This window comes from Streptomyces sp. NPDC060064 (genome assembly GCF_042736455.1).
GTDB lineage: Bacteria > Actinomycetota > Actinomycetes > Streptomycetales > Streptomycetaceae > Streptomyces.
Map to the genome: position 1 here is coordinate 40143 of NZ_JBHWWF010000008.1, position 26201 is coordinate 66343.

25 protein-coding genes and 1 pseudogene are annotated in these 26201 nt (G+C 70.0%); 12 read left to right on the forward strand and 14 right to left on the reverse strand.

Features of this window, described 5'->3' with window-relative positions:
* Positions 1-158 precede the first annotated feature (158 nt).
* Both ACFWDI_RS12345 and ACFWDI_RS12350 read left to right on the forward strand, forming a co-directional pair.
* On the forward strand, positions 159-1520 hold the full coding sequence (locus ACFWDI_RS12345; protein ID WP_385303346.1) for an amidohydrolase: 1362 nt from the start codon (positions 159-161) through the stop codon (positions 1518-1520).
* Between the two features lie 165 nt (positions 1521-1685).
* Positions 1686-2351 carry a chaplin gene (locus tag ACFWDI_RS12350; RefSeq protein WP_385303348.1) on the forward strand — a complete coding sequence of 222 codons (666 nt, stop codon included), beginning with the start codon at positions 1686-1688 and terminating at the stop codon, positions 2349-2351.
* A gap of 30 nt (positions 2352-2381) precedes the next feature.
* Here the strand turns inward: ACFWDI_RS12350 and ACFWDI_RS12355 are convergent, their stop codons facing one another.
* Both ACFWDI_RS12355 and ACFWDI_RS12360 read right to left on the reverse strand, forming a co-directional pair.
* Complete coding sequence (locus ACFWDI_RS12355; RefSeq protein ID WP_385303350.1) at positions 2382-4097, reverse strand: RICIN domain-containing protein; 1716 nt, start codon at positions 4095-4097, stop codon at positions 2382-2384.
* Positions 4098-4434: 337 nt separating this feature from the next.
* The gene (locus tag ACFWDI_RS12360) at positions 4435-5082 is read right to left on the reverse strand and encodes a DUF2293 domain-containing protein (protein ID WP_385303351.1); all 648 of its coding nucleotides are present in this window, start codon (positions 5080-5082) and stop codon (positions 4435-4437) included.
* A gap of 35 nt (positions 5083-5117) precedes the next feature.
* Here ACFWDI_RS12360 and ACFWDI_RS12365 point away from each other — a divergent pair, with 35 nt between their 5' ends.
* A complete protein-coding gene (locus tag ACFWDI_RS12365) occupies positions 5118-6101 on the forward strand; it encodes a D-2-hydroxyacid dehydrogenase family protein (protein WP_385303353.1) in 984 nt (327 codons plus the stop codon).
* Here ACFWDI_RS12365 and ACFWDI_RS12370 read toward each other — a convergent pair.
* Entirely contained in the window at positions 6070-6528 is a 459-nt protein-coding gene (locus ACFWDI_RS12370) for a hypothetical protein (protein ID WP_385303354.1), read from the reverse strand. The two genes, ACFWDI_RS12365 and ACFWDI_RS12370, sit on opposite strands and share 32 nt — an antisense overlap.
* A 68-nt stretch (positions 6529-6596) precedes the next feature.
* On the opposite strand from ACFWDI_RS12370, the gene ACFWDI_RS12375 reads away from it, so the two are divergent.
* On the forward strand, positions 6597-7328 hold the full coding sequence (locus ACFWDI_RS12375) for a hypothetical protein (protein WP_326649212.1): 732 nt from the start codon (positions 6597-6599) through the stop codon (positions 7326-7328).
* A gap of 256 nt (positions 7329-7584) precedes the next feature.
* On the opposite strand, the gene ACFWDI_RS12380 is transcribed toward ACFWDI_RS12375, so the two are convergent.
* Complete coding sequence (locus tag ACFWDI_RS12380) at positions 7585-8454, reverse strand: peptidase (RefSeq protein WP_385303356.1); 870 nt, start codon at positions 8452-8454, stop codon at positions 7585-7587.
* 206 nt (positions 8455-8660) lie between these two features.
* Here ACFWDI_RS12380 and ACFWDI_RS12385 point away from each other — a divergent pair, with 206 nt between their 5' ends.
* Positions 8661-9152 carry a cupin domain-containing protein gene (locus ACFWDI_RS12385; protein ID WP_385303357.1) on the forward strand — a complete coding sequence of 164 codons (492 nt, stop codon included), beginning with the start codon at positions 8661-8663 and terminating at the stop codon, positions 9150-9152.
* 68 nt (positions 9153-9220) lie between these two features.
* Positions 9221-9859 carry a uridine kinase gene (locus ACFWDI_RS12390; protein ID WP_385303359.1) on the forward strand — a complete coding sequence of 213 codons (639 nt, stop codon included), beginning with the start codon at positions 9221-9223 and terminating at the stop codon, positions 9857-9859.
* A gap of 4 nt (positions 9860-9863) precedes the next feature.
* On the opposite strand, the gene ACFWDI_RS12395 is transcribed toward ACFWDI_RS12390, so the two are convergent.
* From ACFWDI_RS12395 to ACFWDI_RS12425, 7 genes are all read right to left on the reverse strand, one after another.
* Positions 9864-10781, reverse strand: a complete 918-nt coding sequence (locus ACFWDI_RS12395) for a carbohydrate kinase family protein (protein ID WP_385303580.1) — start codon at positions 10779-10781, stop codon at positions 9864-9866.
* A 71-nt stretch (positions 10782-10852) separates the two neighbouring features.
* Positions 10853-11761 (reverse strand): pseudouridine-5'-phosphate glycosidase, encoded by a 909-nt coding sequence (locus ACFWDI_RS12400; protein ID WP_362691933.1) that lies wholly within the window; start codon positions 11759-11761, stop codon positions 10853-10855.
* Positions 11762-11798: 37 nt separating this feature from the next.
* Positions 11799-13037 carry a hypothetical protein gene (locus tag ACFWDI_RS12405; RefSeq protein ID WP_385303361.1) on the reverse strand — a complete coding sequence of 413 codons (1239 nt, stop codon included), beginning with the start codon at positions 13035-13037 and terminating at the stop codon, positions 11799-11801.
* Positions 13021-13857: a hypothetical protein gene (locus ACFWDI_RS12410; RefSeq protein WP_385303363.1), complete on the reverse strand. Its 837-nt coding sequence runs from the start codon at positions 13855-13857 to the stop codon at positions 13021-13023. The genes ACFWDI_RS12405 and ACFWDI_RS12410 overlap by 17 nt, the downstream gene beginning before the upstream one ends.
* Before the next feature lie 250 nt (positions 13858-14107).
* Positions 14108-15397, reverse strand: a complete 1290-nt coding sequence (locus ACFWDI_RS12415; protein ID WP_385303364.1) for an MFS transporter — start codon at positions 15395-15397, stop codon at positions 14108-14110.
* Positions 15394-15879, reverse strand: coding sequence for a hypothetical protein (locus ACFWDI_RS12420; protein ID WP_385303366.1), 486 nt, complete (start codon positions 15877-15879; stop codon positions 15394-15396). Before ACFWDI_RS12420 ends, ACFWDI_RS12415 begins: the two co-directional genes overlap by 4 nt.
* Positions 15880-16063: 184 nt before the next feature.
* Entirely contained in the window at positions 16064-16594 is a 531-nt protein-coding gene (locus ACFWDI_RS12425; protein WP_385303368.1) for a methylated-DNA--[protein]-cysteine S-methyltransferase, read from the reverse strand.
* 341 nt (positions 16595-16935) lie between these two features.
* Between ACFWDI_RS12425 and ACFWDI_RS12430 the strand changes: the two genes are divergently transcribed.
* The 5 genes from ACFWDI_RS12430 (at position 16936) to ACFWDI_RS12450 (ending at position 24046) form a co-directional block, all read left to right on the forward strand.
* Positions 16936-17826 carry an MHYT domain-containing protein gene (locus ACFWDI_RS12430; RefSeq protein WP_385303370.1) on the forward strand — a complete coding sequence of 297 codons (891 nt, stop codon included), beginning with the start codon at positions 16936-16938 and terminating at the stop codon, positions 17824-17826.
* A gap of 59 nt (positions 17827-17885) precedes the next feature.
* Positions 17886-20015 carry an excinuclease ABC subunit UvrB gene (gene uvrB / locus ACFWDI_RS12435; protein WP_385303371.1) on the forward strand — a complete coding sequence of 710 codons (2130 nt, stop codon included), beginning with the start codon at positions 17886-17888 and terminating at the stop codon, positions 20013-20015.
* Between the two features lie 131 nt (positions 20016-20146).
* Positions 20147-20725: a TerD family protein gene (locus ACFWDI_RS12440; RefSeq protein WP_026237542.1), complete on the forward strand. Its 579-nt coding sequence runs from the start codon at positions 20147-20149 to the stop codon at positions 20723-20725.
* 103 nt (positions 20726-20828) lie between these two features.
* Entirely contained in the window at positions 20829-22829 is a 2001-nt protein-coding gene (locus ACFWDI_RS12445; RefSeq protein ID WP_385303372.1) for a TerD family protein, read from the forward strand.
* A 224-nt stretch (positions 22830-23053) separates the two neighbouring features.
* On the forward strand, positions 23054-24046 hold the full coding sequence (locus tag ACFWDI_RS12450) for a TerC/Alx family metal homeostasis membrane protein (RefSeq protein WP_385303374.1): 993 nt from the start codon (positions 23054-23056) through the stop codon (positions 24044-24046).
* A gap of 19 nt (positions 24047-24065) precedes the next feature.
* Here the strand turns inward: ACFWDI_RS12450 and ACFWDI_RS12455 are convergent.
* Positions 24066-24319: pseudogene (locus ACFWDI_RS12455) on the reverse strand (LD-carboxypeptidase); the annotation flags it as partial.
* Positions 24320-24359: 40 nt separating this feature from the next.
* Between ACFWDI_RS12455 and ACFWDI_RS12460 the strand changes: the two are divergent.
* Positions 24360-24695 carry a hypothetical protein gene (locus tag ACFWDI_RS12460; RefSeq protein WP_385303589.1) on the forward strand — a complete coding sequence of 112 codons (336 nt, stop codon included), beginning with the start codon at positions 24360-24362 and terminating at the stop codon, positions 24693-24695.
* A 14-nt stretch (positions 24696-24709) separates the two neighbouring features.
* Here ACFWDI_RS12460 and ACFWDI_RS12465 read toward each other — a convergent pair whose 3' ends face one another.
* Positions 24710-25366: an MBL fold metallo-hydrolase gene (locus ACFWDI_RS12465; RefSeq protein ID WP_385303376.1), complete on the reverse strand. Its 657-nt coding sequence runs from the start codon at positions 25364-25366 to the stop codon at positions 24710-24712.
* A gap of 9 nt (positions 25367-25375) precedes the next feature.
* Positions 25376-26059 (reverse strand): maleylpyruvate isomerase family mycothiol-dependent enzyme, encoded by a 684-nt coding sequence (locus tag ACFWDI_RS12470; protein WP_385303377.1) that lies wholly within the window; start codon positions 26057-26059, stop codon positions 25376-25378.
* Positions 26060-26201 lie beyond the last annotated feature (142 nt).

A 26201-nucleotide genomic window follows, 5' to 3' on the forward strand; every position in this document is an offset into this window, starting at 1 on the left:
GCGGCGTGTGTTGCGGCTACGGCAATCGGGCCACGAAGCAGTACGCCGGGACGCCGAATTCGTCCGGAAACCACCCGCACGGGCGCATCCCTCGATGTGTCCGCGGACAGACCCGGACCGACAGACTGGGAGCCCGAGGACGTCAGAAGGAGGACCACATGGTTGCTGCGGACGCCGAGCGGCCCGCGGATCTGATCATTGACGGGTGTATCGCCCTCGTGCACGACGAAGAGAAGGGGATCGGCTTCTTCCAGGACGCCGCCGTCGTCGTATGCGGCCGGCTCATCGAGGCCGTCACCTCCGCGCGTGCCGTGTCCGGCCTCCCGGCCGTCCAGCGCATCGACGGGCGCGGGCAGCTCGCCATGCCCGGCCTGATCAACTGCCACACCCACACACCGATGGTCGCCCTGCGCGGAATCGCCGAGGACATGCCCGTGGAGGAGTGGTTCAACGACTGGATCTGGCCCATCGAGTCCAATCTCACCGACCGCGTCGTCGAACTCGGCGCGCAGCTCGCCTGTGCCGAAATGATCCGTGGCGGGGTGACCACCTTCGCCGACCACTACTTCTCGATGGACAAGGTGGCCGCCGCAGTGACCGAGAGCGGGCTGCGCGCCAACCTCGGCGCGGCCTACTTCTCCAGTCAGGGGGCCGAAGGGCGCGAGCGCTCGGTCGACTTCGCACTGCGGATGCGCGGCGCGGCGGAGGGCCGGATCACCACCTCGCTCGCTCCGCACGCCCCGTACACCGTCGACGACGCCGACCTGGCAGCCACCGCCGAACTCGCGGGCCGGCACGGGCTCCTCGTACACATCCACGCCGCCGAGAACAAGGCGCAGACGGAGAACAGCCTTGCCCGGTGCGGGCGTACGCCCATCGAGGTGCTGGAACGGGCCGGGCTGCTGGACGTCGATCTGCTCATCGCGCACGGCACCGGGATCACCGAAAAGGATCTGTCCGTACTGCAGAGGGGCACGGGACGGATCGCGGTCGCCAGCGCGCCCAGGGGATACCTCAAGTTCGCCTGGGACACCACACCCATCAGGGCACTGGCCACGGCCGGCATTCCCGTCGGGCTGGCCACCGACGGTGCCGCGTCCAACAACACTCTGGACGTGTGGGAGAGCATGGCGCTCACCGCGCTCGTCCAGAAGTCCGTGGAGAACGATCCGGCCTGGTTCACCGCCCGCCAGGCACTCGGCCACGCAACCACCCAGAGCGCACGGGCGGTTGGGCTCGGAGACCAGGTCGGTGCGCTCGCGCCCGGACGCCGGGCCGATCTGATCCTGGTGGATCTCACCGGTCCGCACACCCAGCCTCTGCATGACATCGCCGCCACGCTCGTCCACAGCGCGCGCTCCGGCGACGTACGCACCACCGTCGTCGACGGGCGGATTCTGATGCGGGACCGGCAGCTGCTGACCCTCGACGTGCCCGGCATCACCGCCGAACTCACCGAGCAGCTCCCGGAACTGACCGAACGGCGGCAGGGGCGCCGCATCCAGGACTACGACGGGTGAGGCAGGTAAGCCGGGTCGGTCGAGAAGGTCGGTCACGAGAGAAATTCGATAAGACGCACACTCGATGGAGTGAAAGACGTATTTTGCCACAACTCGAATGGCGTCATCGGCGTTGGTTCCGGTGCGGGCGAGGGCCCGCGAACTTCTCCTGAAGGCAGGGAACCCATGAGGCAGGTTCACCGAAAGGGTCTGGCCACCGTGATGCTCACGGGTGGCGCGCTCGCCATGGCGGGGAACGCGCACGCCGACTCGAACGCGGACGGCGGTGCGGCTCATTCGCCCGGACTGCTGGCCGGCAACACGGTGCAGCTTCCGGTGAACGTCCCGGTCAACGTGTGCGGCAACACCGTCAATGTCGTTGGACTGCTCAACCCGGCAGCAGGCAACTCCTGCGCCAACACCTCGCACGGAGGGCAGCCGAAGCCGGGCGCCCACACGACAGGCAGCGGCGGTGCCACCACCGAAAGCGGTGAAATGGATTCGCCCGGTGTCCTCTCCGGCAATGACGTACAGCTTCCGATCGACGTGCCGATCAATGTCACCGGGAACTCTGTGAACATCGTCGGCATCGGCAATGCCGCCGTCGGCAATTCCTCGTCCAACACCTCCGGCAAGCCGCCCGTACGGCCGAGGCCCGCCACTCCGCCGAAAGCCGCAGCGCCGCACAGGCCGACGCTGCACCAAGCGACGCCCGGGTCCTCCGCCGCACTCGCGCACACCGGTTCCGGACAGGTTGCCTTCGCCGTGCCCGCGAGCGCCGCGCTGCTGCTCGGCGGCATCGTCCTCTACCGCCGTACCCGGCCTGCCCACGAGCGCGGCGGCGCGGCCTAGGTGTATCGCCCTGTGAGGTGGGTGTTCACCTCAGCGGGGAATCTGCTCCCAGCTTTCATCGGGCTTGCCGTTGCACGTGTACTGGATCAACTGCGTGCCCTTCGTGGCGGTGGCACCAATGGCGAGGCACTTACCGGAGTAGACGTTCCGCAGCGTCTTGCTGCCGCTGTCGTACCACCACTTCTCATCGACGGCCCCGTTGCAGGTGTACTGGATCACCCCGGCGCCGTCATTGAGGTGTGAGGCGGATCCCATGCACTTGCCCGAGTACTCGTTACGCACGAAGTAGGCGGTCTTGCCGTTCGAGTCCGTGGTGTTCTCGAACACCCAGCGCTCGTCCCGGGCGTTGTTGCAGCCCCATTGGATGACCGGGGCGCCGTTCCCGGTCTTGCCGCCGCCGCCCGCGCACAGGGCGCTGTAGGAGTTGCTCAGGTAGACGCTGTGGTCGGCGGCCCTGGGCTTGAGGGAGAACACGGAGCGTTGGCCGCTGACCTCGTTGAGGCCCCACAGGCGGCCGGACGAGGGCGCGTAGGACAGGTTCTGGGTGTACTTCGGCGATCGGGTCAGCACCGTTCCGACGGTTCCGGGCTTCGCCTGGTAGATGCACGAGTAGCCGTTGGCCGGATCGTTGTCACCCATGTACCCCTTGGGGCACTCGGCGGCCAGGTAGTAGTAGGTGCCGTCCGTGGCGACGCCCTGCAACTGCTGGACCGGTGCCTTGAAGCCGCCGCTCGCGGTGCTCGTGCCCACGGTGTCGCCGTTGTCCGCGGCCGGCAGGGCGGTGGTCGAGTTCAGGGGCCAGCGCGCCAGATGGGCCACCGGGCCGTGTTTGTCCTGGTAGTACTCGCCCGACACGAGATGGTCCACCGGTCCGCTCCGGTCCAGGCTCAGCGAGCCGAGACACGCGCGCCCCGCTTGGTGGGGCGCAGGGCAGGCCCCCGGTTCGGCGCCGGTGTCTCCGATGGTGTAGCGGCCCACCATGGGCAGGGCCCATTGGTGGTAACGCGCCGACGACACACCGTTGTTGATGCCGACTGTCTTGGAGCTCTGCTGCATCTTCCACAGGTGCTGGAAGTCGTAGACCTGCAGCTGGTTGCCGTTGGCGATGAACAGCTTGTTGCCGTACCAGACCGCGCCGTCGGCGTGGGTCTTGGTGACCGGCTTGAAGTTCGCGTTGCTCTCGTCGCCCGTCGGCTCGACCAGCAGGACGTGGCCGTAGGACCATTCCTTGCCGGTGGAGTTGACGATGGAGATCCGTGCGAACTCATTGTTGTCGTAGTGCCAGGACGCCACGTACAGGTGGTGGCCGGCGACGGTCCCGCCGGGCTGGGCGTCGTGCGACGCGGTGAGGCCCTGCGGGGTCCAGCCGCCCGCGGACGTGTCGTCGTCCTTGTCCCAGCAGAAGCCGTTGTACAGGAACGTGCCGTTGATCCCGGTGGTGTGGCACAAGGGTCGTCCGGCGTGCTGGCCCGACAGTGCCACGCCGAGCACCCCGTTCGTGGTGACGGCGCCGCTCTTCTCGACGCCGCGTATCGCGGCACCGAAGGCGTCGTACTGCTTCGCACGGTCGATGGTGAGCCGGTACTGGCTGTACTCGCTCGCCGGGACGGGAGCCAACGGCCCCGCCATGGTGTCGGATTGGGCCGCAGCCGACTGCGCGGTGGTGAGTGCAAGCGCGACCGTGGCCAGCGAGACGAGTGCCGCCACCAGGGAGCGCAGGAATCTTGGACGTCTGATTTTTGTCACGCAGAAACTCCCTGCTTCATCTGCCAATTACCGCCGTACACGGGCCCGGGGCTGTAGCCGGACCGGCTGCCGCTGGAGTGGCGGACACAGCGGACGTGAACCTCTCCCAGTTGGCGGATGCCGACGAGGGGCAGGTCCGTCTCAACGACCGGTGTTTACCAGCGTCCCTGAGTCCTACGGGGACGTCATTAGCACTGAGTCCACAGATCTGTTGGATTTGCGTGAACTCGCGTGTGCAGGATCCGCCGGGTCCAGCGGCCCCCGAACCTCGCGCGGCCGGCGCGGGGGAGGGCGAAGGAGGTGCCCTGGGTCCCGGTGTCACCCGTCGGCGTTCCGCCTAGGCGCGCCAGGACGCCAGTACCGCATCGATCACCGACGCCACCCCGGCCCGCGCTTCATGGCGGGCGACTCCGGCCATCAGCAGGGTGTCGTACTCCGTGTCGAGATGCCGTACGGAAGCCCGCACCGCGGCCGTGACCGCTCCCTCCTCCAAGGAACGGCCCGCCGCGGTGCGGCCGACCCGGCCGCTGCCCCGCACCGAGGCGTGCGCGGCGACATCCCGGGCACGCGCCGGCGGGCAGCCCGGGAACAGCCGCTGGATCTCCGCGGCGAACGAGGCGGTGAAACGTACATCCTCGGCCGCGCGGCGGACCGCGTCCCGCTCGCGGCGGCGGGCCCGCGCGTCCGCGTCCGCCAGGCACGACGACTCCGCCCTGGCCAGCGCCGCTTCCTCGACCAGCAGCCCCTGGCGTTCGTACCGCTTACGGCGGCGATTGAAGCGGATCACCACCGCGCACAGCGAACTCGCCTCGCGGGCCCGGCGGGTGAGAGCAGCGGAACCGCGCGGCAGATACACCAGATGGGCAAGGTCAGCACAGTCCAGACAGATGGGCGCGTTGAACTCGAGGAGGTGCAGCGGAAGAGGGCCCTGACGGCACTCCGCGCAGTGCCGGAGCTTCAGTGGTTCGATCACCACCAGGTCCATGTCCGCAGCCTACTCACCAGGTACGCTCCGCTCCCATGACGCTGCGCTGTGCCGTACTCGACGACTACCAGGATGTCGCGCTGTCCACGGCGGACTGGTCCGCCCTCGCACCGGATGTCGAAGTACGGTCGCTGCAGAGCCATTTCACGTCCGAGCAAGAGGTTGCGGAAGCCGTCGGCGACTGCGAGATCCTCGTCGCGATGCGTGAACGCACCCCCTTCCCCGCAGCACTCTTCGCCCGCCTGCCGCGCCTCAAGCTGCTCATCACCTCCGGTATGCGCAACGCTTCCATCGACCTCGAAGCCGCCGCCCGCCACGGCGTCACTGTCTGCGGCACCGCCAGCAGCTCCGAACCGCCCGCCGAGCTGACCTGGGCGCTCATCCTGGGCCTGGCGCGGAACGTGGTTCAGGAGGGCTCGGCCCTGCAGCAGAACGGCCCCTGGCAGAGCACCATCGGCGCCGATCTGCACGGACGCCGGCTCGCGCTGCTCGGCCTCGGCAAGATCGGCGCGAAAGTCGCCCGCGTCGGCCGGGCCTTCGGCATGGACGTCATGGCGTGGAGCCAGAACCTCACCGAGGAGCGGGCCGCCGAGGTCGGCGTCGTACGAGCGCGCACCCTGGGGGAGTTGCTCGAGGCCGGGGACTTCGTCTCCGTACATCTGCAGCTCAGCGACCGCACGCGCGGTCTGATCGGCGCGAGCGAGCTCAAGCGCATGCGGCGCACGGCCTATCTGGTCAACACCTCGCGAGCGGCGATCGTCGATCAGGCGGCGCTGGTGCGGGCACTGCGCGACGGCTGGATCGCCGGAGCGGGCTCCGACGTCTTCGAGACCGAGCCGCTGCCGGCCGACGATCCGCTGCGCTCCGCGCCGAACTTCCTCGGCCTGCCGCACCTCGGCTATGTCACCCGGCGCAATTACGAGGGGTATTTCCAGGGAGCCGTCGAGGACATCGCCCGCTATCTCGAAGGCCGCCCCCTGCGCACTCTCAGCGCACGCCCGGCGCCGCCGCCCCGATGAACTCGGACAGCGTCTCGCGGGCCTGCTCCGAACGCTGCGAGCGGTCCGCCTCGTCCGGCGCCTCATGCATACAGTTCGTGACCTCGAAGGCATACGCGGCCAGCTCCAGCGCCGCCGCGTCGTCGCAGACCAACTGGACGCGGATCAGCGCCTGATGGGCGGAGGAACGCAGCCGGTACGAGTCGATACGCGCCTCCTCGGCCAGCGCGCTGCCCGGTCTCTCCTTCGCCCGGTGCCAGCGGTCGTTCTGACCGCGCCGGTAGTCGACGAGCGCGCCCGCGAAGGCGCTGTACGCGGAGATCCGTTCCTGACGGAGCTGTTCGGCACGGGTGAGAGCAGCGGCGCGCTCGGCGGTCTGGCGCTGGAAGTAGTGAGTGGCCACTGAGCCCAGCAGAGTGCCTATGACCGCGATGACGGCTGTCTCCATGGTGCGTACTCCCGAGGGATCTGAATAATCGTTCGAGCGTGGTGACAGGTCTTGCTAGCTTGATCGACGTGGCGAAACTCAATCAGATCATCGCAGTCGAGAAAGGCGTCAAGTCCAAGGCGCACCAGGACCTGACGGCGGCCCATCACGGGCTGCAGAAGCCTGCGCTGCTGGCCGGCATCTCACGTACGTACCAGCCCAAGGACGAGGAGGGCGAGCAGCTTCCGCCCGAGTCCACACGGGTCCAGGTCAAGGCCGAGGACGTGCTGCGCGAGACCGCGAAGACGCTGACCCGGCTGTTCGACGTCACAGCCACCAAGGACTGGGCCAACTGCGCCGCGCGCGCCGATGTGACGGTGGACGGACGCGTTCTGGTGAGCGAGGTTCCGGTGGCGTATCTCCTCTTCCTCGAGAAGCAGTTGACGGACATCAATACTTTTGTGCGCAAGCTGCCGGTGCTTGACGCTTCGGAGTCGTGGACGCAGGACCCGTCGACCGACGCCTGGAAGACCGAGTCGGTAAGGACTCTGCGTACGAAGAAGGTCCCCCGCAACCATGTGAAGGCCGAGGCGACCGAAAAGCACCCGGCGCAGGTCGAGGTGTACTACGAGGACATTCCGGTGGGTTACTGGACGACCGTGAAGTTCTCCGGTGCGCTGCCGGCCCGGCGGGTGAACGAACTGCTCGAGCGGGTGGAGAAGCTCCAGCAGGCCGTGAAGTTCGCCCGCGAGGAGGCGAATGGCGCGGACGTCACCGACCAGCGGGTGGGCGACGCTGTATTTGGCTATCTGTTCGGGTAGCCTCAATGACTCCCCGTCCGCCTGTGTGCGGACGGGGTGCGCGAGGAGCGCAAGCTGAAACTGAAGCTTGTCGTGACTGAGCGGTTCCAGTGGAGGTTCGATTCCTCCCCGCGGCATTTTCCGTACGTACGGGCCGCGGTAGCCCAATTCGGCAGAGGCAGACCGCGATCAATCTCAGACTATTGCTCCAGACTCAGCATTCGCCGCCGATCGCCGGATCGACCGGGCCCGGGCCCTGGTGCGTCGAGATGCCGGTTCAAGTCCGGCCCGCGTAGCTCGATACGCGGTGGTCCAAAGGCAGGACGCGGCGACATAACGACTGACCCGGGTTCTCAAGCGTGCCGGCGTGCGACATGGGTGGCATCACAGGGCTCGGGGGCCGGCTACGCCCCCGGGCCCGCTCCCATTCCCGGCCCTTTTCCCGGCCATTTCCCGGCCCGCTGTTTCCTGCCCCCTTTGCCGGTGCCGGTGCCGGTGCCGGTGCCGGTCCCGTTTCCGGTCCCTGGTCCGGTGTCATTCCGGGCGCGAAGGAGACCCCCCGACCCGCGAAGAAGCGGGCGAAGCCGGCCAGCGGGAGGTCGGCCGCTCGCGTCTCCGGCGTCGTCCCGGACGGATTGTGGAAGTGCACGAGGTCCTCCGTACGCCCCGTGAGCAGCACCAGATGGCCGCCTCTGCCGGGCGCCGGGCGGTCCGGGTTGCGGATCTCGTAGTGCACCGAGGCCATCACCGTCCTGCCCTCGTCGAGAAGCGCGAGGATCTCCTCCGGAGCCAGTTGGCGGTGGACGGTGGCCGTCAGCGCGTGTACTTCCTGCGCGTACGTGGCGAGCGGCGCGTAGATCAGGCCGTGGACGGCACCGTTGGAGTCCTCCGTGTAGGCGCCGTACTTCAGCGCTCCGTCGCGCAGTTCGAAGAGCGAGGGGGACCCTGGACCGAGGGCCATGCGCAGACAGGTCATACCGCACAGATGGCCGCACCAGCGCCCGTACTCCTCCCGGGTCGCCGCGCCCGAGGACTCCCAGGCCGGGTCGGTGGCCGGATCCAGGCCGCCGTACACGATCTGCTCGATCAGGTCCGGGGAGGCGAACTGGGTGTGGACGGGGACGGAGCAGGTGGAGCACTGGGTCACTGGAGGTATCCACTCAGGAAGCGGCCGATTCGACAGGGACGGCCCGGTTCCTGCCGATTCGGCCGATGGGGCTGATCGCGGCGTCGAGATCGTCAGAGTACGCGTTCGGCCGGGCGCCCATCGGATACCTTGGGGCAGTTTGGCGACAGTGCGGGCGGGTGTTCGCCAGGGAACGCCGGGGCCGCGCCGAGGAGTTGGAGGGTTCCATGGGTTTCAGAGGGCTGATGCCGCAGAGCAGACGGCAGGGGCGCGCCCGCACCGCGATGGTCCTGGTCGGCTGTCTGGGGGCGCTCGCGACCGTGCCGTCCGCCGCCAACGCCACGCCCGGCAGCGGCGTCTCTGCGACGCTGCTCGCGCAGGGCGTGTCCCAGGGGACCTTGAAGCTGAAGGCCAAGGGCCGCACCGATGTGGTCGTACGGACGATCACGGTGGCGCCGGGCGGGTACACCGGCTGGCACACCCACGCCGGACAGCTCCTCGCCGTCGTCAAGTCCGGGACGCTGACCCGGACTCTGGACGACTGCTCCGTCGAGGTGAGCCCGGCCGGCACGGCCTTCATCGAGCCGTCCGGCAAGAACCACCGGCACATCGGACGCAACCTCGGCAGCGAGCCGGTCGTGCTGTACGTCACGTATCTGCTGCCCGCGGGCAGCCCGCTGTCGGACGACGCGGACGCCCCGCCCTGCGCCGGCAAGTAGCGGGGTGGCCGGGCCGGCGGACGGCTCCGATGTGCCGCGCAGGCACCCGTCCGGGCGATGATGAGCGCGTGCGACTCGAAGCGATCACCTGGGAGCGGCTGGCCGATGCGCTCGTCGGCCGGGTCGTGGAGACCGAGGCCGAGGACGGCAGTCCCTGGCTGCGCATCGGTGTCGACGGCGCTCCCGCCGCGCCGACCGGTGCGCTCGCGGAGCGGGTCGCCGAGGCGTTGCGGCTGCGCGGGCGCAGCGTGCTCGTGGTCGGGACGGGCGGGTTTCTCCGGCCCTCCTCGCTGCGGTACGAGTACGGGCGCGAGGATCCGGACTCGTACTACAGCGGCTGGTTCGACACCGGGGCCCTGTGGCGGGAGGTCTTCGGTCCGCTGGAGGCGGGTGGCAGCGGGCGTGTGCTGCCCGATCTGTGGGATCCGGTGACCGACCGGGCGACCCGCAGCCCGCATGTTGAACTGCCGCCCGGCGGCGTGCTGTTGCTGCACGGGCCGTTCCTTCTCGGGCACTGGTTCCCGTTCGATCTCAGCGTGCATCTGCGGCTGTCGTCCGCTGCGCTCCGACGGCGTACGGAGGAGAGCGAGCGCTGGACGCTGCCCGCGTTCGAACGGTACGAGGACGAGGTGGGCCCGGGAGAGGCGGCCGGTGTGCTCGTACGGGCCGACGACGCGAGCCGTCCGGCGTGGGGCGGACTGGGCTGAGGCGCTACGGCCTGCCGCCGATCACCCTCACCGCCTCCGCGCCCGCCCGGCAGCCTTGCGCGGCGGCCTCCCGGGCATCCGCCCCTGCCAGCCGGGCGGCGAGGAAGGCGCCGGTGAAGGCGTCGCCGGCGCCCGTGGTGTCCACCGCATCGGCGGGGACCGGCGGGACGCGGGCCGTGACCCTGCCGGACTCCGCGACCAGCGCTCCTTCGGCGCCCAGGGTGACGACGGTGAGCGGGACCTGGCGGCTCAGTACGGCGGCGGCGCCTGCCGGGTCGGACAGGCCGGTGAGCAGGCGCGCCTCGTCGGCGTTGGGGATGAGGACGTCCGCGCCGTCGAGCGCTGCCAGCACGCGGTCCACGCCGAGCTCGGCGATGAAGCCCGCCGAGGCGGGGTCCACACTCACCGGGACACCGCGGGCCCGCGCCGACTCAAGGGCGAGCAGGGCCAGTTGGCGACTGCTGTCGGCGAAGAGCAGATAGCCGGAGAGATGCAGATGGGCGACGCCGTCCAGCAGCGACGGCGACCAGTCTGCCGGGGATATCCGCAGCACCGCGCCACTGTCGGTGAGGAACGTCCGCTCGGCGGTCGCGTCGACGAGGGCGATGACGGTGGCGGTCGGGGCCTCCGGGTCCGGGATCAGGAGAGGGCGGACGCCCGCGTTCCGCAGCCGCTTCTCGTGCCAGCCCGCCTCGCCGTCGCCGACCCTCCCCAGCAAGCGGACGTCTCCGCAGCCCCAATGCGCCGCCCAGCAAGCCGCGTTGGCGCCCGCCCCGCCCGGCAGAACACGGATCCGGGCCGCCGTGTCCGTCCCCCGGGCGAGCGGGGAGCGGTGGCGGGCCACGACATCGGTGACGACATCCCCGATGACGAGCAGCGCCCCGGCCGTCACCGGGGCCTCGGTCACCGAGGCCCCGGTCATCGCGTCCTCGGTCGGCGTGCTCTCCGTCACTGCGTCCTCGGTCGGTGTGCGCTCGGTCGCTGCGTCCTCGGTCACAGGGCCGCCGCGATCCGCGCCGCCAGCCGCACATTGCCGCGCACCGCCGCCAGGTTGGCCTCCACCGAAGCCCCCTCGGTCTGCCGCATCAGATAGTCGAGGAGGAACGGGGTCACGGCCTGGCCGCGGATGCCCCGCTCCCGGCATTCGTCCAGCGCCTCGCCGAGCACCCGGTCGTGCAGCGCCGGATCCAGCTGCTCCCCTTCCGCCACCGGATTGGCGACGATCAGCGCCGACTCGGGGCCGCCGAGAGCCTCCTTCGCCCGGATCACCTCCGCCGCCTCCTCCGGCGTACGGACCGTCCAGTCGACGGGCTCGCCGGACGAGGTCAGATAGAAGCCGGGGAAGCGGTCGGTGCCGTATCCGAGGATGCCGACGCCCAACGTCTCCAGCCGCTGCAGCGTCGCCGGCACATCAAGGATCGACTTCACGCCCGCGCACACCACCGCGATCCGCGTCTGCGCCAGCAGCCGCAGGTCCGCCGACTCGTCCTGCGTCTCGGTCCACTCGCGATGTACACCGCCGAGCCCGCCGGTCGCGAAGACCCGGATACCGGCCCGCGCCGCCAGGAATGCCGTCGCCGACACGGTTGTCGCCCCGCTGGCCCCGGCCGCCAGCGCGGGCGCGAGATCCCGATGGCCGAACTTTCGCACGTCGTCATCCCGTGCGATCCGCTCCAACTGACCCTTGTCCAGTCCGATATGGGCCCGGCCGTCCAGCACGGCGACGGTGGCCGGAACGGCGCCCCCGAGCCGTACGAGCTCCTCCAGCTCCTCGGCGACGGCCAGATTGCGCGGACGCGGCAGTCCGTGCGCGATGATCGTCGACTCCAGGGCGACGACGGGGCGGCGCGCGGCGAGCGCCTCCCCCACTTCTTCGGACAGCGCAAGCTCGTGTGATGGCATGTCACCATCTCTGACACAGCGGCGGGTTGCGCAAACGTCAGCCGCACTCCGGCAGTTTCGGCAGCCGGTCCGCCCGTATCACCTGGATCACCGAGCGCGAGCCTGCCGCCTTCGCATCCCCCTCGCTGTGAGCGATGGCCAGCGCACCGCCTCTGGCCTGGGCATAGCCGTACTGCGGGGTGATACGGGAGTACGCCGCCGAGCGGAGGTCGAGGGCGTACGCGGCCTCCGGCGTACGCCAGGTGACCAACTCGCCGCTGATGTCCACCTGGTCGATGCCCTCCGCCGCGGGCGAACCGGTCACTTCCGCGACCGGCGCGGGCTGCCCCTCACGCCACACCATCAGCTTCGGCTCCTGCTCGCCGGTGATCCACGCCCAGGTGGAGCGGTCCGAGCGGTCCGAGCGGTCCGAGCCGTCCGAGCCGTCCGAGGTGCTCGAGCCGTCCGAGGTGCTCGAGCCGTCGGAGGCTGCCGAGCGGAAGTCGCGCAGCTTCGCGAGCGGCGCGGGCAGCGGCGCGGCGCGCATCGTCGCGAACGACACCGCCGACAGACGGGTGGCCGTGCCGGACGCGTCGGCCTCGCGCCAGGCGAGCAGCCCGCCCGCGGCGAAGGGCGTGTCGAGGACGCCGGTGTGCAGGGCGTGCGGCGCGCCTCCCGACGCGGGCGCGACGTAGACGGTGGCCTTGCCGCCGCCCGTCCCCTGGGCCCAGAAGACCCTCCCGCCGCGTACGACGGGTTGCGGCAGCGGGCCGGGCCGCCCGCCGGAGCGGGCCAGTACGCGGGTACGGCCGGTGCGCTCGTCCCAGCTGCGCAGGGTCCAGGGGCTGGCGAGTGTACGGCCCTCGAGCACCACGAAGGCCGCCCACCGGCCGTCGACGTCGGCGCTGAGCAGCTGGTGTTCGACGGGGTCGGCGAAGTCGAGGAGCGTGCGCGGAGACCTGCCGTCCCGGACGAGGGCCGCGCGTCGCCGCCGGTCGTCCGAGAGCTGTACGACGGTCCAGCGGGCCGCGGGCCCCACCTCGGTGAGGACGGCCCGCTCGCCTGCCGGGACCCTGAGCTCGCCGGCGGCGAAGGCGGTGCGCCAGGCTGCGGGCAGCGGGACCTCGCAGGCGGTCCGCGTGGTCCCACTGGCGGAAGGCGCCGACCGTGCGGTGTGATTCGGCGCCGGGGTGGGGGCGGGGGCGGGGGCCGGCGAGCATCCGGTGAGAACGATGCCCGCCAGCAGTGCCGCACCGACTGCCGGGCGCCGGGGCCGGGATCTACCAGACGTACCCACGGCCACCCATGATCGTGGTGATGGTGTCGGAGGAGATCCGCGCCGACTTCGGCACGCTGCCCGCCCAGGAGATGACGCTGGTGCTCACCCCGCCCACGGGATCGAGGTAGCTGACCTGTCCGGCCGAGGTGTCGCTGTTGTATCCGTCGATCGCGACCCAGTGGAAGATCTCGATATTGGGGTGGCCGACGAGATGGGGCCCGCCGGGCACCTCCCAGGTGTTGCCCGCGATCGCGTAGTCGTTGTCGGTGTTGTGGACGATGTGCTGCTTGAAGTTCGCCTTGTCGGTGGCGGTGGGGGAGTACGGCAGCGCCTTCGGCACGTAACCCGCGCCCGGAAGGCGGTTGTTGAGCGCGTCCGCGATCGGATAGCCGGTCGGATTCGGGACGTTGATGTTGACGCCGTACCAGGCGGTGCCGCTGGTTGTGGTCTTGAGGAGGGTCGCGGCGGTCTGCTGGGAGCGGCCGGCCACCTCGTCATGGGCGGACTGGGCGATCACGAGCGTGGCGGGGCCGCACCAGTACGAGGTCTTCTGCGACTGGTGCAGCCCGCCGGAGACCACGTATCCGGCCTGCGCCGAGCGCGTGGAGACACCGTCGTACGATCTTGCCGCCTCCACCTGCTTCCTGACGGTGAGTCTGCGCTGTTCGGCGGTGAGCTTCTGCGGGCCGAGAGTGTCGTGGGCCGCCTTGTACGAAGCTCCTGGCGCCGCGGGGGCGGGCGGTTCGGCCGCGGCGGCGGGTCCTGCGGCCGCCAGGGCCGTGACGAGGCTGGTGACGGCGGCTGAAGCGAGACAACGTCCTGGGCGCACTGCTGACATCGGTCTCTCCTGTCCGAGGCGGGGGAACTCGGGGAAATGCCGTGCGTGGGGGGTGTGCTGCATCGCGAGTTTGGCGCGTTCACGCCATGTTGGACAGGGGCTGAGGCCCCGCCCCGGCGAGCAACATTGGGTGCACCAAAGACGGAGTCGCCGACCAGCGAAGACGCTGGTCGGCGAAAGATTTCCGGGCGGTGAATTTCCTGGATCCGGGCTTCCTGCCGGCCCCGGCCGTGTGGTGCCCGATGCCTCCTCACCGGCTCCCCTCGGCTGAGCGAACCGGTCGGCTGAGCGCTCTGCGCACGGCGAGCGCCGCCATCGGCAGCAGCAGGCAGGCGCCCACCAGGTTCAGCCAGCCGTAACTCGCCCGCGCGACGATCAGGCCGGCGGCCGCGCCTCCGATGCCCGCCGTAGTGCTCATGGCCAGGTCGGACAGGCCCTGCACAGCGGCGCGGGCAGGCTGCGGCACGGAGTCGGTGAGCAGCGTCGACCCGGACACCACGCCCGCCGACCAGCCGAGACCGAGCAGAAAGAGACCGGCCGCGGTCTGCCCGTGGCTCGTTCCCGCCGTACCGGCCAGCAGCGCGGCCGCGGAGAGGAGTCCAACGGCCAGCCCGATCACCGCGAGCCTGCCGATACGGTCGGCCAGCCAGCCCATCAGCGGCGAGAGGGCGTACATGCCCGCGATATGACCGCTGATCACCAGGCCGATCAGCTGGATCCCCGCACCGTGGTGGCTGAGGGCGACCGGCGTCATCGACATGATCGACACCATCGCGGTGTGCGATACGGCCACGGTGACCAGCGCGAGCCGGGCCATCGGAGACGCGCGTACGGCCCGCATCCCGGCCCGCAGCGAGCGCCCTTCGGGGGAGCGGTCGGCCGGGGACAGAGCGCGGGCGGTCAGCAGCGGATCGGGGCGGAGCAGGACGAGGACCAGCACGGCGCAGACGAGGAACACCCCGGCAGCCCAGACGAACGGGCCCGCGGCGGCCGGAATGCCGATCCCGGAGACGCTGCGGCCCGCGGGGGCCGCGATATTGGGGCCGAGCACCGCACCGATCGTGGTCGCCCAGACGACATTGGAGATGGCACGGCCGCGCCGCTCGGGCTCGGCCAGATCGGCGGCCGCGAAACGCGCCTGCAGATTCGCCGACGAACCGGCGCCGAACGCGGCCATGCCGAGGAGCAGCAGTGGAAAGTTCTCGATGACCGCGCCCAGCACGACCACGCCCGCGCCCAACGCCCCGATCGCATAGGCGAGGACGAGCCCGGGCCGCCGTCCACGGGCTGTCATCAGCGCGGCCAGCGGCATGGAGAGCAGCGCGGTCCCGGCCACGGTGGCGGTCGGGGCGAGCCCGGACAGCGCCTCGGTCCCGCTCACCTGCTGCGCCAGGACGGCGGCCAGCGCGATACCGGTCGCGACGCCGAGCCCGCCGAGGATCTGGCTGGCGACGAGTACGGCGGTGATACGCCGCCGCAGCGCGGGCAGTTCGTCCGCCGATACGGGGGCGAGAGCCGCGGCTTTGTCGATCGAGGTCACCGCGCGTACGCCGTTCCACCGCCGGCCGCGAGGGAGGCCGCGATCCTGATGCGGGCGGCGCGCCGCTCCGCGCCGGGCACCTGAGGCAGCAGCTCCTCCGCGCGCTCCGCCGACAGGTCGGTGAAGGTGTGGTGGCTGTGCGGCCGCAGCATGACGACCGCCGACAGCCGGTCCTGGTCCCCGACCGCGTCCAGCCGCCAGTGATCGTCCGCCCGGAGCGACTCCTCCACCGGCGAGGCGCAGGTACGGCACTCCCCGGGCCCGCCCTCGCCGCTGCGCGGGGGCTCGGGCAGCGCCGGGGCCGTCAGCGGCTTGACCCGCAGCTCGCCCGTGAACGGGAACGTCTCCCAGCGGGTGAGCGAGTGGTCGGCGAGCGGCAGCGGCTCGCCGATCGGCAGCCGGGCGACGTAGCTTCCGGGCTCGGAAGCGTGCGCCGCGTCAGGGGCGACGGATATGTCAGGTGTGTCTGGGCTGGTAGTCACTGGCGCAGTGTGCCAGCCCGCACGCGCGTACGAAACCGTGTCCGGGGTGCGCGGCCCCAGGAGCTGCCGGAGCAGTCGGAGCGGCTCTCGGGGCATCCCTCTGGGCGGTCGGCACAAGGCCCTTGGGGCAGCCGTCGGCGAGCGATGCCGGAGGGGAGCCTGGAGCCGCAGGAGGGAAAGCCGCTCAGAACAGTGGCTCGGGCAGCACTCCCTCCAGCGCCAGCAGCTTCCGCTTGGTCTCCAGGCCGCCACCGAAACCGCCCAGCCCGCCGTCCGTCTCCACCACCCGGTGGCAGGGCACCACCACCGGCAGTGGATTGGACCCCATCGCCGCGCCCACAGCCTGCGCCGCGCCGGGCTGCCCCACGCGCGCCGCCAGATCGCCGTACCCGACGACCGTGCCGTACGGCACCCCGTCCGCCAGCTCCCGCAGCACCTGCCGGTTGAACCCGCCGGACAGCGTCCAGTCCAGCGGCAGGTCGAACTCGCGCAGGCCGCCCGCGAAATACGCCGCCAGCTGACGTATCGGCTCGGCCAGCAACCCCGCCCCGTCCTCCACCGGCTCGGCGCCGAGCCGCCCGGCCAGCCGCCCGAGCGCCTTGTCCCGCACCGCCGCCTCGGCATGGAAAACCACGCTCACCAGGCCCTCGTCGGTCGCGGCGAGCAACAGCGGTCCGATGTCCGTGCCCACGACGGCCCACTCGAAGCTCTTCATGCGGACCACCGTACGACCGGGCACTGACAACGGCGGATCGGCCGGGCTGAGCCCACCGCGTCCCGTACGACATCGGGGTTGTCGGTGGTGATGCCGTCCACTCCGAACCATCCACCAGGGCCGGGCCGGCCGAGGGTGGCAGCAGTCGGCCAACGAGGAGCAGGCGAAGTGTGGACACAACGTGAACGGAACCGCCCAGAACGCTTCACGTGACAATTTCCGTGTCGATAAGTCTCCGCTCACATGTTTGCTTACGCTGGCGCCAGCCATACTCTCGCCCCCGGACCAGACGTTCCGTCAGGGATCACGGGGATCACCCAAGGAGCGGAGGGCATACGGGCATGCAGGGCACTGTGGATGGGTTCAGTTACGGCCTCGTCACACCCGTGGCGGCGTACTTCATGGCGTGCCTCGGCGGGGCCCTGGGTCTCCGCTGCACCACCAGGTCGGTCCGCAACCGACGCTCCTTCAAACCGGGGTGGCTCGCACTCGGCGCGACCGCTATCGGCTCGGGCATCTGGACCATGCACTTTGTCGCGATGATGGGCTTCACCGTCGCCGAGGCACCGATCGGCTACGACAAGCCGACCACCTTCGCCAGTCTCGCCGTCGCGATCGTCATGGTCGGCATCGGGATCTTTATCGTCGGCTACCGCGGCGCGGGCCCGATGGCCCTGGTCACCGGCGGCACGATCACCGGCCTCGGAGTGGCCAGCATGCACTACCTCGGCATGGCCGGCATGCGACTCCAGGGACGCCTCGAGTACGACACCCTGACCGTCTCCCTCTCCGTGGTGATCGCCGTCGTGGCCGCCACCTCCGCCCTCTGGGCAGCCGTATCGATCCACGGCTTCATGGCGAGCCTGGGCGCCAGCCTGGTCATGGGCGTCGCGGTGAGCGGTATGCACTACACAGGGATGGCGGCGGTCAGCGTCCATCTGCACGGGCCGGCCGGCCCCACAGGCCAGAGCGGGTCGCCCGCCACTCTGCTGGCGCCCCTGCTGATCGGCCCGGCGGTCTTCCTGCTGCTCGCCGCAGTAGTGGTGATGTTCGACCCACTGCTGGTGATGGGCGAGCCGCACCGGCTGCGCCCCGAGGCGGGGCAAGCCGTGCGTCCCGGCGTGCCCTCCCAGCGGAAGCCGTCGTACGGACAGCCCGCCGCCTGGGCTGCCGAGAGGGCCCCGCGCCGCACGGCCCAGCGCCAGGAATCCCCGCGCGCCACCGACTGGTGACCGTTTGATCCACTGTGCATCACCCACCGGCTGTCAGTGGTGCGTCGTACGGTGGATCCATGCGGCCCGTTTCCAAGATCGAACGTACGGTGGCGCCTTTCGAGGTCGTCAGCAGCTACCAGCCGAGCGGCGACCAGCCGACGGCCATCACCGACCTGGAGCGGCGTATCCGCGCAGGTGAGAAGGATGTCGTCCTGCTCGGCGCGACCGGCACCGGAAAGTCGGCGACGACCGCCTGGATGATCGAGAAGCTTCAGCGCCCCACGCTGGTGATGGCGCCGAACAAAACCCTGGCCGCCCAGCTGGCGAACGAGTTCCGCGAGCTCCTGCCGAACAACGCCGTCGAGTACTTCGTCTCGTACTACGACTACTACCAGCCCGAGGCGTACGTCCCGCAGTCGGACACCTACATCGAGAAGGACTCCTCGATCAACGAGGAGGTCGAGCGGCTGCGCCACTCCGCGACGAACTCCCTGCTCACCCGGCGTGATGTGGTCGTGGTCGCCTCCGTCTCCTGCATCTACGGCCTCGGCACCCCACAGGAGTACGTCGACCGGATGGTGCCGCTCAAGGTCGGCGAGGAGATCGACCGCGACCAGCTGCTGCGCCGCTTCGTCGACATTCAGTACACGCGCAACGACGTGGCGTTCGCGCGCGGCACCTTCCGGGTCCGCGGCGACACCATCGAGATCTTCCCGGTCTACGAGGAGCTCGCCGTCCGCATCGAGATGTTCGGTGACGAGATCGAGGCGCTCTCCACCCTGCACCCGCTCACCGGCGAGATCATCAGCGAGGACCAGTCGCTCCACGTCTTCCCGGCCAGCCATTATGTGGCGGGACCTGAGCGCATGGAGAAGGCGGTCAACGGCATCGAGAAGGAGCTCGAGCAGCGCCTGGCCGAGCTGGACAAGCAGGGCAAGCTGCTGGAGTCCCAGCGGCTGCGCATGCGCACCACGTACGACATCGAGATGCTGCGCCAGATCGGCTCCTGCTCCGGCGTGGAGAACTACTCCATGCACTTCGACGGCCGCGACCCCGGCACCGCGCCCAACACCCTTCTCGACTACTTCCCCGAGGACTTCCTGCTCGTCATCGACGAGTCGCATGTGACCGTTCCGCAGATCGGCGCGATGTACGAGGGTGACGCCTCCCGCAAGCGGACCCTGGTCGACCACGGCTTCCGGCTGCCGTCCGCGCTCGACAACCGTCCGCTGAAGTGGGAGGAGTTCCAGCAGCGGGTCGGCCAGACCGTCTACCTCTCCGCGACTCCCGGCAAGTACGAGCTCTCGCGCGGCGACGGCTTCGTGGAGCAGATCATCCGTCCCACCGGCCTCGTCGACCCGCAGGTCGTCGTCAAGCCCACCGAGGGCCAGATCGACGACCTGGTGCACGAGATCCGCGAGCGCACCGAGAAGGACGAGCGTGTGCTGGTCACCACGCTCACCAAGAAGATGGCGGAGGACCTCACCGACTACTTCCTCGAACTGGGCATCCAGGTCCGGTATCTGCACAGCGATGTCGACACCCTGCGCCGGGTCGAGCTGCTGCGCGAACTGCGCGCCGGTGAGTACGACGTTCTGGTCGGCATCAACCTCCTGCGTGAGGGGCTCGACCTGCCCGAGGTGTCGCTGGTGGCGATCCTCGACGCCGACAAGGAGGGCTTCCTGCGCTCCGGCACCTCGCTGATCCAGACCATCGGCCGCGCGGCGCGCAATGTCTCCGGTGAGGTCCATATGTACGCGGACAAGATCACCGCGGCGATGGAGAAGGCCATCGAGGAGACCAATCGACGCCGGGAGAAGCAGATCGCGTACAACACCGAGCGCGGCATCGACCCACAACCGCTCCGGAAGAAGATCAACGACATCGTCGCGACCATTGCGCGCGAGGAGGTCGACACCGAGGAGCTGCTCGGCACCGGCTACCGGCAGGCGAAGGCCGACAAGCCCGGCAAGGGAGCAAAGGCCCCGGTCCCGGCCCTCGGCGGCAAGGCAGGCAAGGCCGGCAAGAAGGGCGAGGTGCTCACCGACCGTCCCGCGGCCGAACTGGCAGGGATCATCGAGGAGATGACCGACCGGATGCGGGCCGCGGCAGCCGACCTGCAGTTCGAGGTCGCCGCGCGGTTGCGTGACGAGGTGAGCGAGTTGAAGAAGGAACTGCGGCAGATGAAGGAGGCGGGACTCGCCTGAGCCCCGCACACCTGTGTGTTGCAAGACCGACACAAAAACGAGCCAAGTGTGCTGTGTGTTCGGCGCCACTGCGTAGGGTGCAGGACAACCGCACATATGGGCGGCAGTTATTCGGGAGAAGGGGACAGCGCGTGACGGTCAACATGACCAAGGGTCAGGCCATCAGCCTGCAGAAGAGCGACGGGGGAACCCTCACTGCGGTGAGGATGGGGCTCGGCTGGCAGGCGGCGCCGCGCCGCGGTCTGTTCGGCTCGCGCACCCGTGAGATCGACCTGGACGCCTCGGCGGTGCTGTTCGCCGACAAGCAGCCGGTGGACGTGGTCTTCTTCCGCCACCTCGTCAGCGACGACGGCTCGGTCAAGCACACCGGCGACAACCTGGTCGGCGGAGCGGGCTCGGGCGGCGACGACGAGGCGATCCTCGTCGACCTGCAGCGGGTGCCGGTCCACATCGACCAGATCGTCTTCACGGTGAACTCCTTCACCGGCCAGACGTTCCAGGAAGTGCAGAACGCCTTCTGCCGTATCGTCGACGAGACCAACGGCCAGGAGCTCGCCCGCTACACGCTCGACGGCGGCGGCCAGTACACCGCGCAGATCATGGCGAAGGTGCACCGGGCGGGCGGCGGCTGGCAGATGACGGCCCTCGGCAACCCGGCCAACGGCCGGACCTTCCAGGACCTCATGCCGTCGATCCTGCCGCACCTGTAGGCACGGCTCGTACGGACGACGCAGCTCCCGGAGGCACCAGGCCGCCGGGAGCTGCACCCATTACCACCACCGAACACCGCACAGCACTGAGGGGACAGAGGCGATGACGGCCGAGCTGGTCCGGGGGCAGAACCACCCCTTGCCCCACGCCCGCCTGGAGATACGGGTGTCCGCCGGTCATCCGGTCGTGGCCTGCACCACCTGCGCCGACGAGCGGGGGACAGTACGCGACGAGTGGATCGCGCACCCCGGAGCGCCCACACTGCCCGGGGTCGAGGTGTCCCCGCAGGCCACCGAGGCACCCCGGTTCACCATCGACCTGGAGGCAGTGCCAGAGGCGGTGCACCAGGTGAACGTGCTGCTCGCGCTCCCCGAAGGCAGCGGCGGTCCGGCCCACTTCGGCGCCACCGCGGCTCCCTTCGTGGCGATCGCCGACCGGGACGGCGCCGAGCTGGCCAGCTTCACCATCACCGGCCTCGACGCCGAGACCGCGCTCGTCGCGGTTGAGCTGTACCGCCGCCAAGGCGCCTGGAAGGTGCGGGCCGTTGGCCAGGGATACGCGGGCGGGCTCGCGGAGCTGCTGGAGGACCAGGGGCTGACGACGGCCCGCGAGACAGCCACAGGCATCCAGCAAACGGCGGCTCCGCGCACACCCCGGGCCGAACCGGCGCAACTGCGTATGCGCGGTGCCGACGGCGCGTTCACCACTCCGTCCACGCCGTCCACACCGTCGATGCCGCGGCCGAACTCGAGCCCCGCGCCCGGCCCGGACGCGACGGTTCCCGACGGCCCCTCCGGTCCCGGTCGGCAGCCCGGAGCACCGGGCGGGCCCACGGGCCCCCAGCAGACGCCCACGCCCGACGCCGCGCCGGGCCCCGGCGGGCCCATCGACTATGCGCACCCGCGCCGGCAGTCCGCCGCACCTCCGCCGCCGCCCCCGGCCGCACCGCCCGCCCAGCCGGGTCAGTCGGCTCAGCCCGTCGCGGGCGACGCCACCGGCTGGTCCATGGAGGAGCGGCTCTACAACCAGATCTGGGGCATGTTCGAGGATCTGGCCCGCAGCGCAGCCGCGTACCGCAGCGCCGTCGACTTCGCCGAGTCCCGGATGGACAAGGAGCTCGACACGGTCCTGTCCGACCCGCGCAGCCGGATCGGCGGCGTGGGTGACGCCGCCCGCGAGGCGGCTCGCGCCAAGTGCGAGCAGCTGACAGACCAGGCCCGCCAGGTCCTCGACCGGGACCTGGCCCAGCTCGCCGCCGAGTCCGACGTCGTCGAGCCGGCCCTGCCGCCCGCCTTCGCGCGCTGGGACAACCCCACCTGGCACGCGTACCGCGTCCCCATGGAGATCCCGATGGCGCTGCGCGTCGGCGATCTCCATCTGCCCGAGAGCCCGGACCTGCGCATTCCGTTCCTGGTACGGCTGCCGCTGGAGCGCGGGCTGTGGGTGGACAGCGGTCGCTCCGGCTCCGAGGCCGCGATGGTGCTGGACGAGGCGCAGCTGCGCAAGCTCGCCCTGGACTCCGCGGTAGCGCACGCAGCCCGTCTGCTCGCGGTCTATCCGCCGGGCGAGTTCACGGTCCATGTCATCGACCCGGCGGGCACGGCGGCTTCCTCGCTCGCCCCGCTGGTCGACTCCGGAGCCCTCGCCGGGCCGCCGGCGGCCGGCGCCCAGGGCGTGAGCGCCGTACTCGCCAAGCTCACCCAGCGCGTGGACCTGGTGACGATGGCGGTGCGCGGCGGCGCGGCCGACTCGCTTCCGCCCGATCTGGACACCGCGGAACAGCTGCTGATCGTCAATGACTTCCCGCACGGCTTCGACGACCGCGCGGTCACCCAGCTGCGCTACCTCGCCGACGAGGGCCCGGCGGTCGGCGTCCATCTGCTGATGGTCGCGGACCGCGAGGACGCGAGCGCGTACGGCCCGGTGCTCGATCCGCTCTGGCGCTCGCTGCTGCGCATCACGCCGGTCCCCGACGACCACCTGGCCGATCCCTGGGTCGGGCACGCCTGGACCTACCAGCCGCTGCTGGTGCCGCCGGGCAGCGGGGTGCTGCGGCAGGTACTGGATCAGGTGACCGAAGCCCGTCGCTCCTGGCGTCGCTGACCTGCACACTTGGCATCCGCTTTACCAACTCCTTTACCTACCTTTGGTCTTTCCTGTACTCTTCTTTACGCGGAGGGGAGTACTCCCGACTCGCGGCGTTCCCGTCAGTACGGACCGGCATCGGTCCCGGGGCGTCGGCCCGTGGTGCGGCAGCGGCCGCTCGGGTGGAGGAGACCTCCGGCAGCGACGACGCTGATCAGTAGCCGTACGACGCCGGAGGCGCAGTGGACGTTTCATGGACCCTTTGGGTGCTCACCATTCTTGGTCTGAGCGCTCTGATCGCCATCGACTTCTTCATCGGGCGCAAGCCCCATGACGTGTCGATCAAGGAAGCCGGAATCTGGACCGTCGTCTGGATCGTCCTTGCCGCGCTCTTCGGGCTCGGCCTGCTGGTATTCGGCGAAAGCCAGGCGTCGGGCGAGTTCTTTGCGGGCTTCATCACCGAGAAGTCGCTCAGTGTCGACAACCTCTTCGTCTTCGTCCTGATCATGGCGAAGTTCTCGGTGCCGTCCCACCTCCAACAGCGGGTGCTGCTCGTAGGCGTGCTGATCGCGCTCGTCCTGCGCGCGATATTCATCGCCGCCGGCGCCGCGATCATCGCCAGCTTCTCCTGGGTCTTCTACATCTTCGGCGCGTTCCTGATCTACACCGCCTGGAAGCTCATCCAGGAGGCGCGCTCCGACGAGGAGGAGGACGAGTTCGAGGAGAACCGGCTCCTCAAGTCCATCGAGAACCGCTTCGGCGTCGCCGACAGGTACCACGGCACCAAGCTCTTCATCCGGAGCAACGGCAAGCGCGTCCTGACCCCGCTGATGGTGGTCATGCTCGCCATCGGCACCACCGATGTGCTCTTCGCGCTGGACTCCATCCCCGCGATCTTCGGTCTGACCCAGGACCCGTACATCGTCTTCACCGCCAACGCCTTCGCCCTCATGGGTCTGCGGCAGCTGTACTTCCTCATCGGCGGACTGCTCAGGAAGCTGGTCCATCTCAGCTACGGCCTGTCGGTCATCCTCGGCTTCATCGGCGTCAAGCTGGTCCTCCACGCCCTGCATGAGAGCGGCGTGCATGTCCCGGAGATCTCGATCCCCCTCTCGCTGGCGGTCATCTGCGGCGTGCTGGTCATCACCACGATCACCAGCCTGATCGCCTCCAGGAACAAGGCCGAGCGGGAAGCGGCCGAGAAGGAGGCTCGGAAGGACAGCGTCGAGGCCTGACGGGCGTACGTGAATGCGCTCAGTACGTCACGGTGATCCGGCGGGCCGGACCGTCGACGCGGACCGATCCGCCGTAGGGATGACCAGCTGAGGGTCGGTGTGCCCGAGGTCGACGTCGAAGACCGCCATGGTCTCCGGGGCGTACGCCGCCAGCGCGCGCTGGACCACCTCCCGCTGCTCACCGGCGTAACGTGCCGCCGAGGCCAGGTCGTTGGGCTGTCCCAGCGACCAGGTCTTGGGGCGTTCCATCAGGAGCGCGGCGAAGCGCCGCAGCGGACGTGGACGCGAAGGACGACGAAGGACGCTCGGCCCTTTGGGGGCGGTGTGCCACGGCCAGCAGGAGAATGCCGCGGCGCTGCTCGTCGTCGGGGCGGTCCCCTGGACCCGACCCCACCTGTACTTCAACCCCAAGGGCGGCACCTTCGGCACGCTCTCCCGCGGCGGCGTCGAGGTGCACCACGAGGAGGTGGGCCTTGACGCGTACGAGAAGTCTCCCGACTCCCACTGGCTGTACCGCTTCTGGGACTGGGACAAGTCCACGGAGATGTGGGACGCCCATACGCTCGCGTACGCAGCCGACATGGCGGGGCTATGGGCGACGGACCGCCGCGCCGCTGGGTGGAGATACCCGAAGGCAGCTCGCTGCTGACGTGATCTGCCCGGCTACCAGCCGCGCTCGCGCCACTCCGGCAGATGCGGCCGCTCGTCGCCGAGCGTCGTGTCCTTGCCGTGGCCCGGGTAGACCCAGGTCTCGTCCGGGAGTTGGTCGAAGAGCTTCTTCTCGACGTCGTTGATCAGGCTTGCGAAGGCCTCGGGGTCCTTCCAGGTGTTGCCGACCCCACCGGGGAAGAGGCAGTCGCCGGTGAAGACGTGCGGCGGGCCGTGCGGGTCGTCGTAGACCAGGGCGATGGAGCCCGGGGTGTGGCCCACGAGATGGCGGGCGGTCAGCTCGACGCGGCCGACGCGGATCGTGTCCCCGTCCTCGACCGGTACGTCGGTCGGGACGGGAATGCCCTCGGCGTCGTAACGGCCGGCGAAGGTGCGTGCGCCGGTTGCCCGGACGACCTCGGCCAGCGCCTGCCAGTGGTCCCCGTGGCGGTGGGTGGTGACCACGGACGCAATGGAGTCGTCACCGATCAGATGGAGCAGGGTCTCGGGCTCGTTGGCCGCGTCGATCAGCAGCTGTTCGCCGGTGGTCCGGCAGCGCAGCAGATAGGAGTTGTTGTCCATCGGGCCGACCGCGACCTTGGAGATCATCAGGTCCGTCAACTCGTGCACATCGGCCCGGCCGCCGACCTTCACCACTCCGCTGTACGTCATGGGCCAAGCCTATAGCGGGGGCAGTGCGGGAAGCAGGGCTCCCGCGGTGTCCAGGTCCGCTCCGTCGCGACGGCCGGCGAGCCAGCCGAGCAGCGCGGGGGCGGCCCCGGAGACTGTGACCGGGGCGCCGTCCTCACCGCCGGTCTGCCACTCGCCGGTGTCCGCGACGATCCGGGTCGGCGGGACGTCCGCGTGGCCGGAGAAGCGCTGCGCGAGGAAGGCGATCTCCCGCCCGGTGAACTCCTCCGGCAGGTCCTCCAGCGCGTAGCCGATGCCCAGATCCACGTGGTGCAGCTCGACCTCGATGAGCCGGCGGAACGGGACGCGGGCCGCGACATCCGTCACACCGTTGCGGAGCTCGACGGTGCGGCTCCAGTCGGCGGGGACGGCGCCCACGGCCTGGAAGCGGGCGGCGGTGTCACGCACATCGGCGAGCTGGGCTGCCAGGGGGCGGGGGGCGTCCCGCTCGATGTCGGCCTCGCGCGCCTCGGCGCTCACATACATCGGGCGGCCCTCGAGAACATTTACGAGTGCTTCGGCGTTACGGGAGAGATGGGCCAGGACATGACCGCGGCTCCAGCCCGGAAGCTGCGACGGTTCCGCGGTGCCGACGTCGCCCAGTCCGGCGGCTGCGCTGAGGAGCCGGTCGGTCGCTTCACGTACAGAGGCCAGGTCGCGCAGTGGATCGATCATGGGGCTGACGATAGTCGCGCCACACGATCGGGTGAAGGTGGTGGAGCGCAGCCGTAATTCGAATGCGCGTGCTATAGGCTCGTCAGAGGTATCCGGCATCCTGGATGACAGCAGCCGATCCACAGCTTGGATTCAATCGATC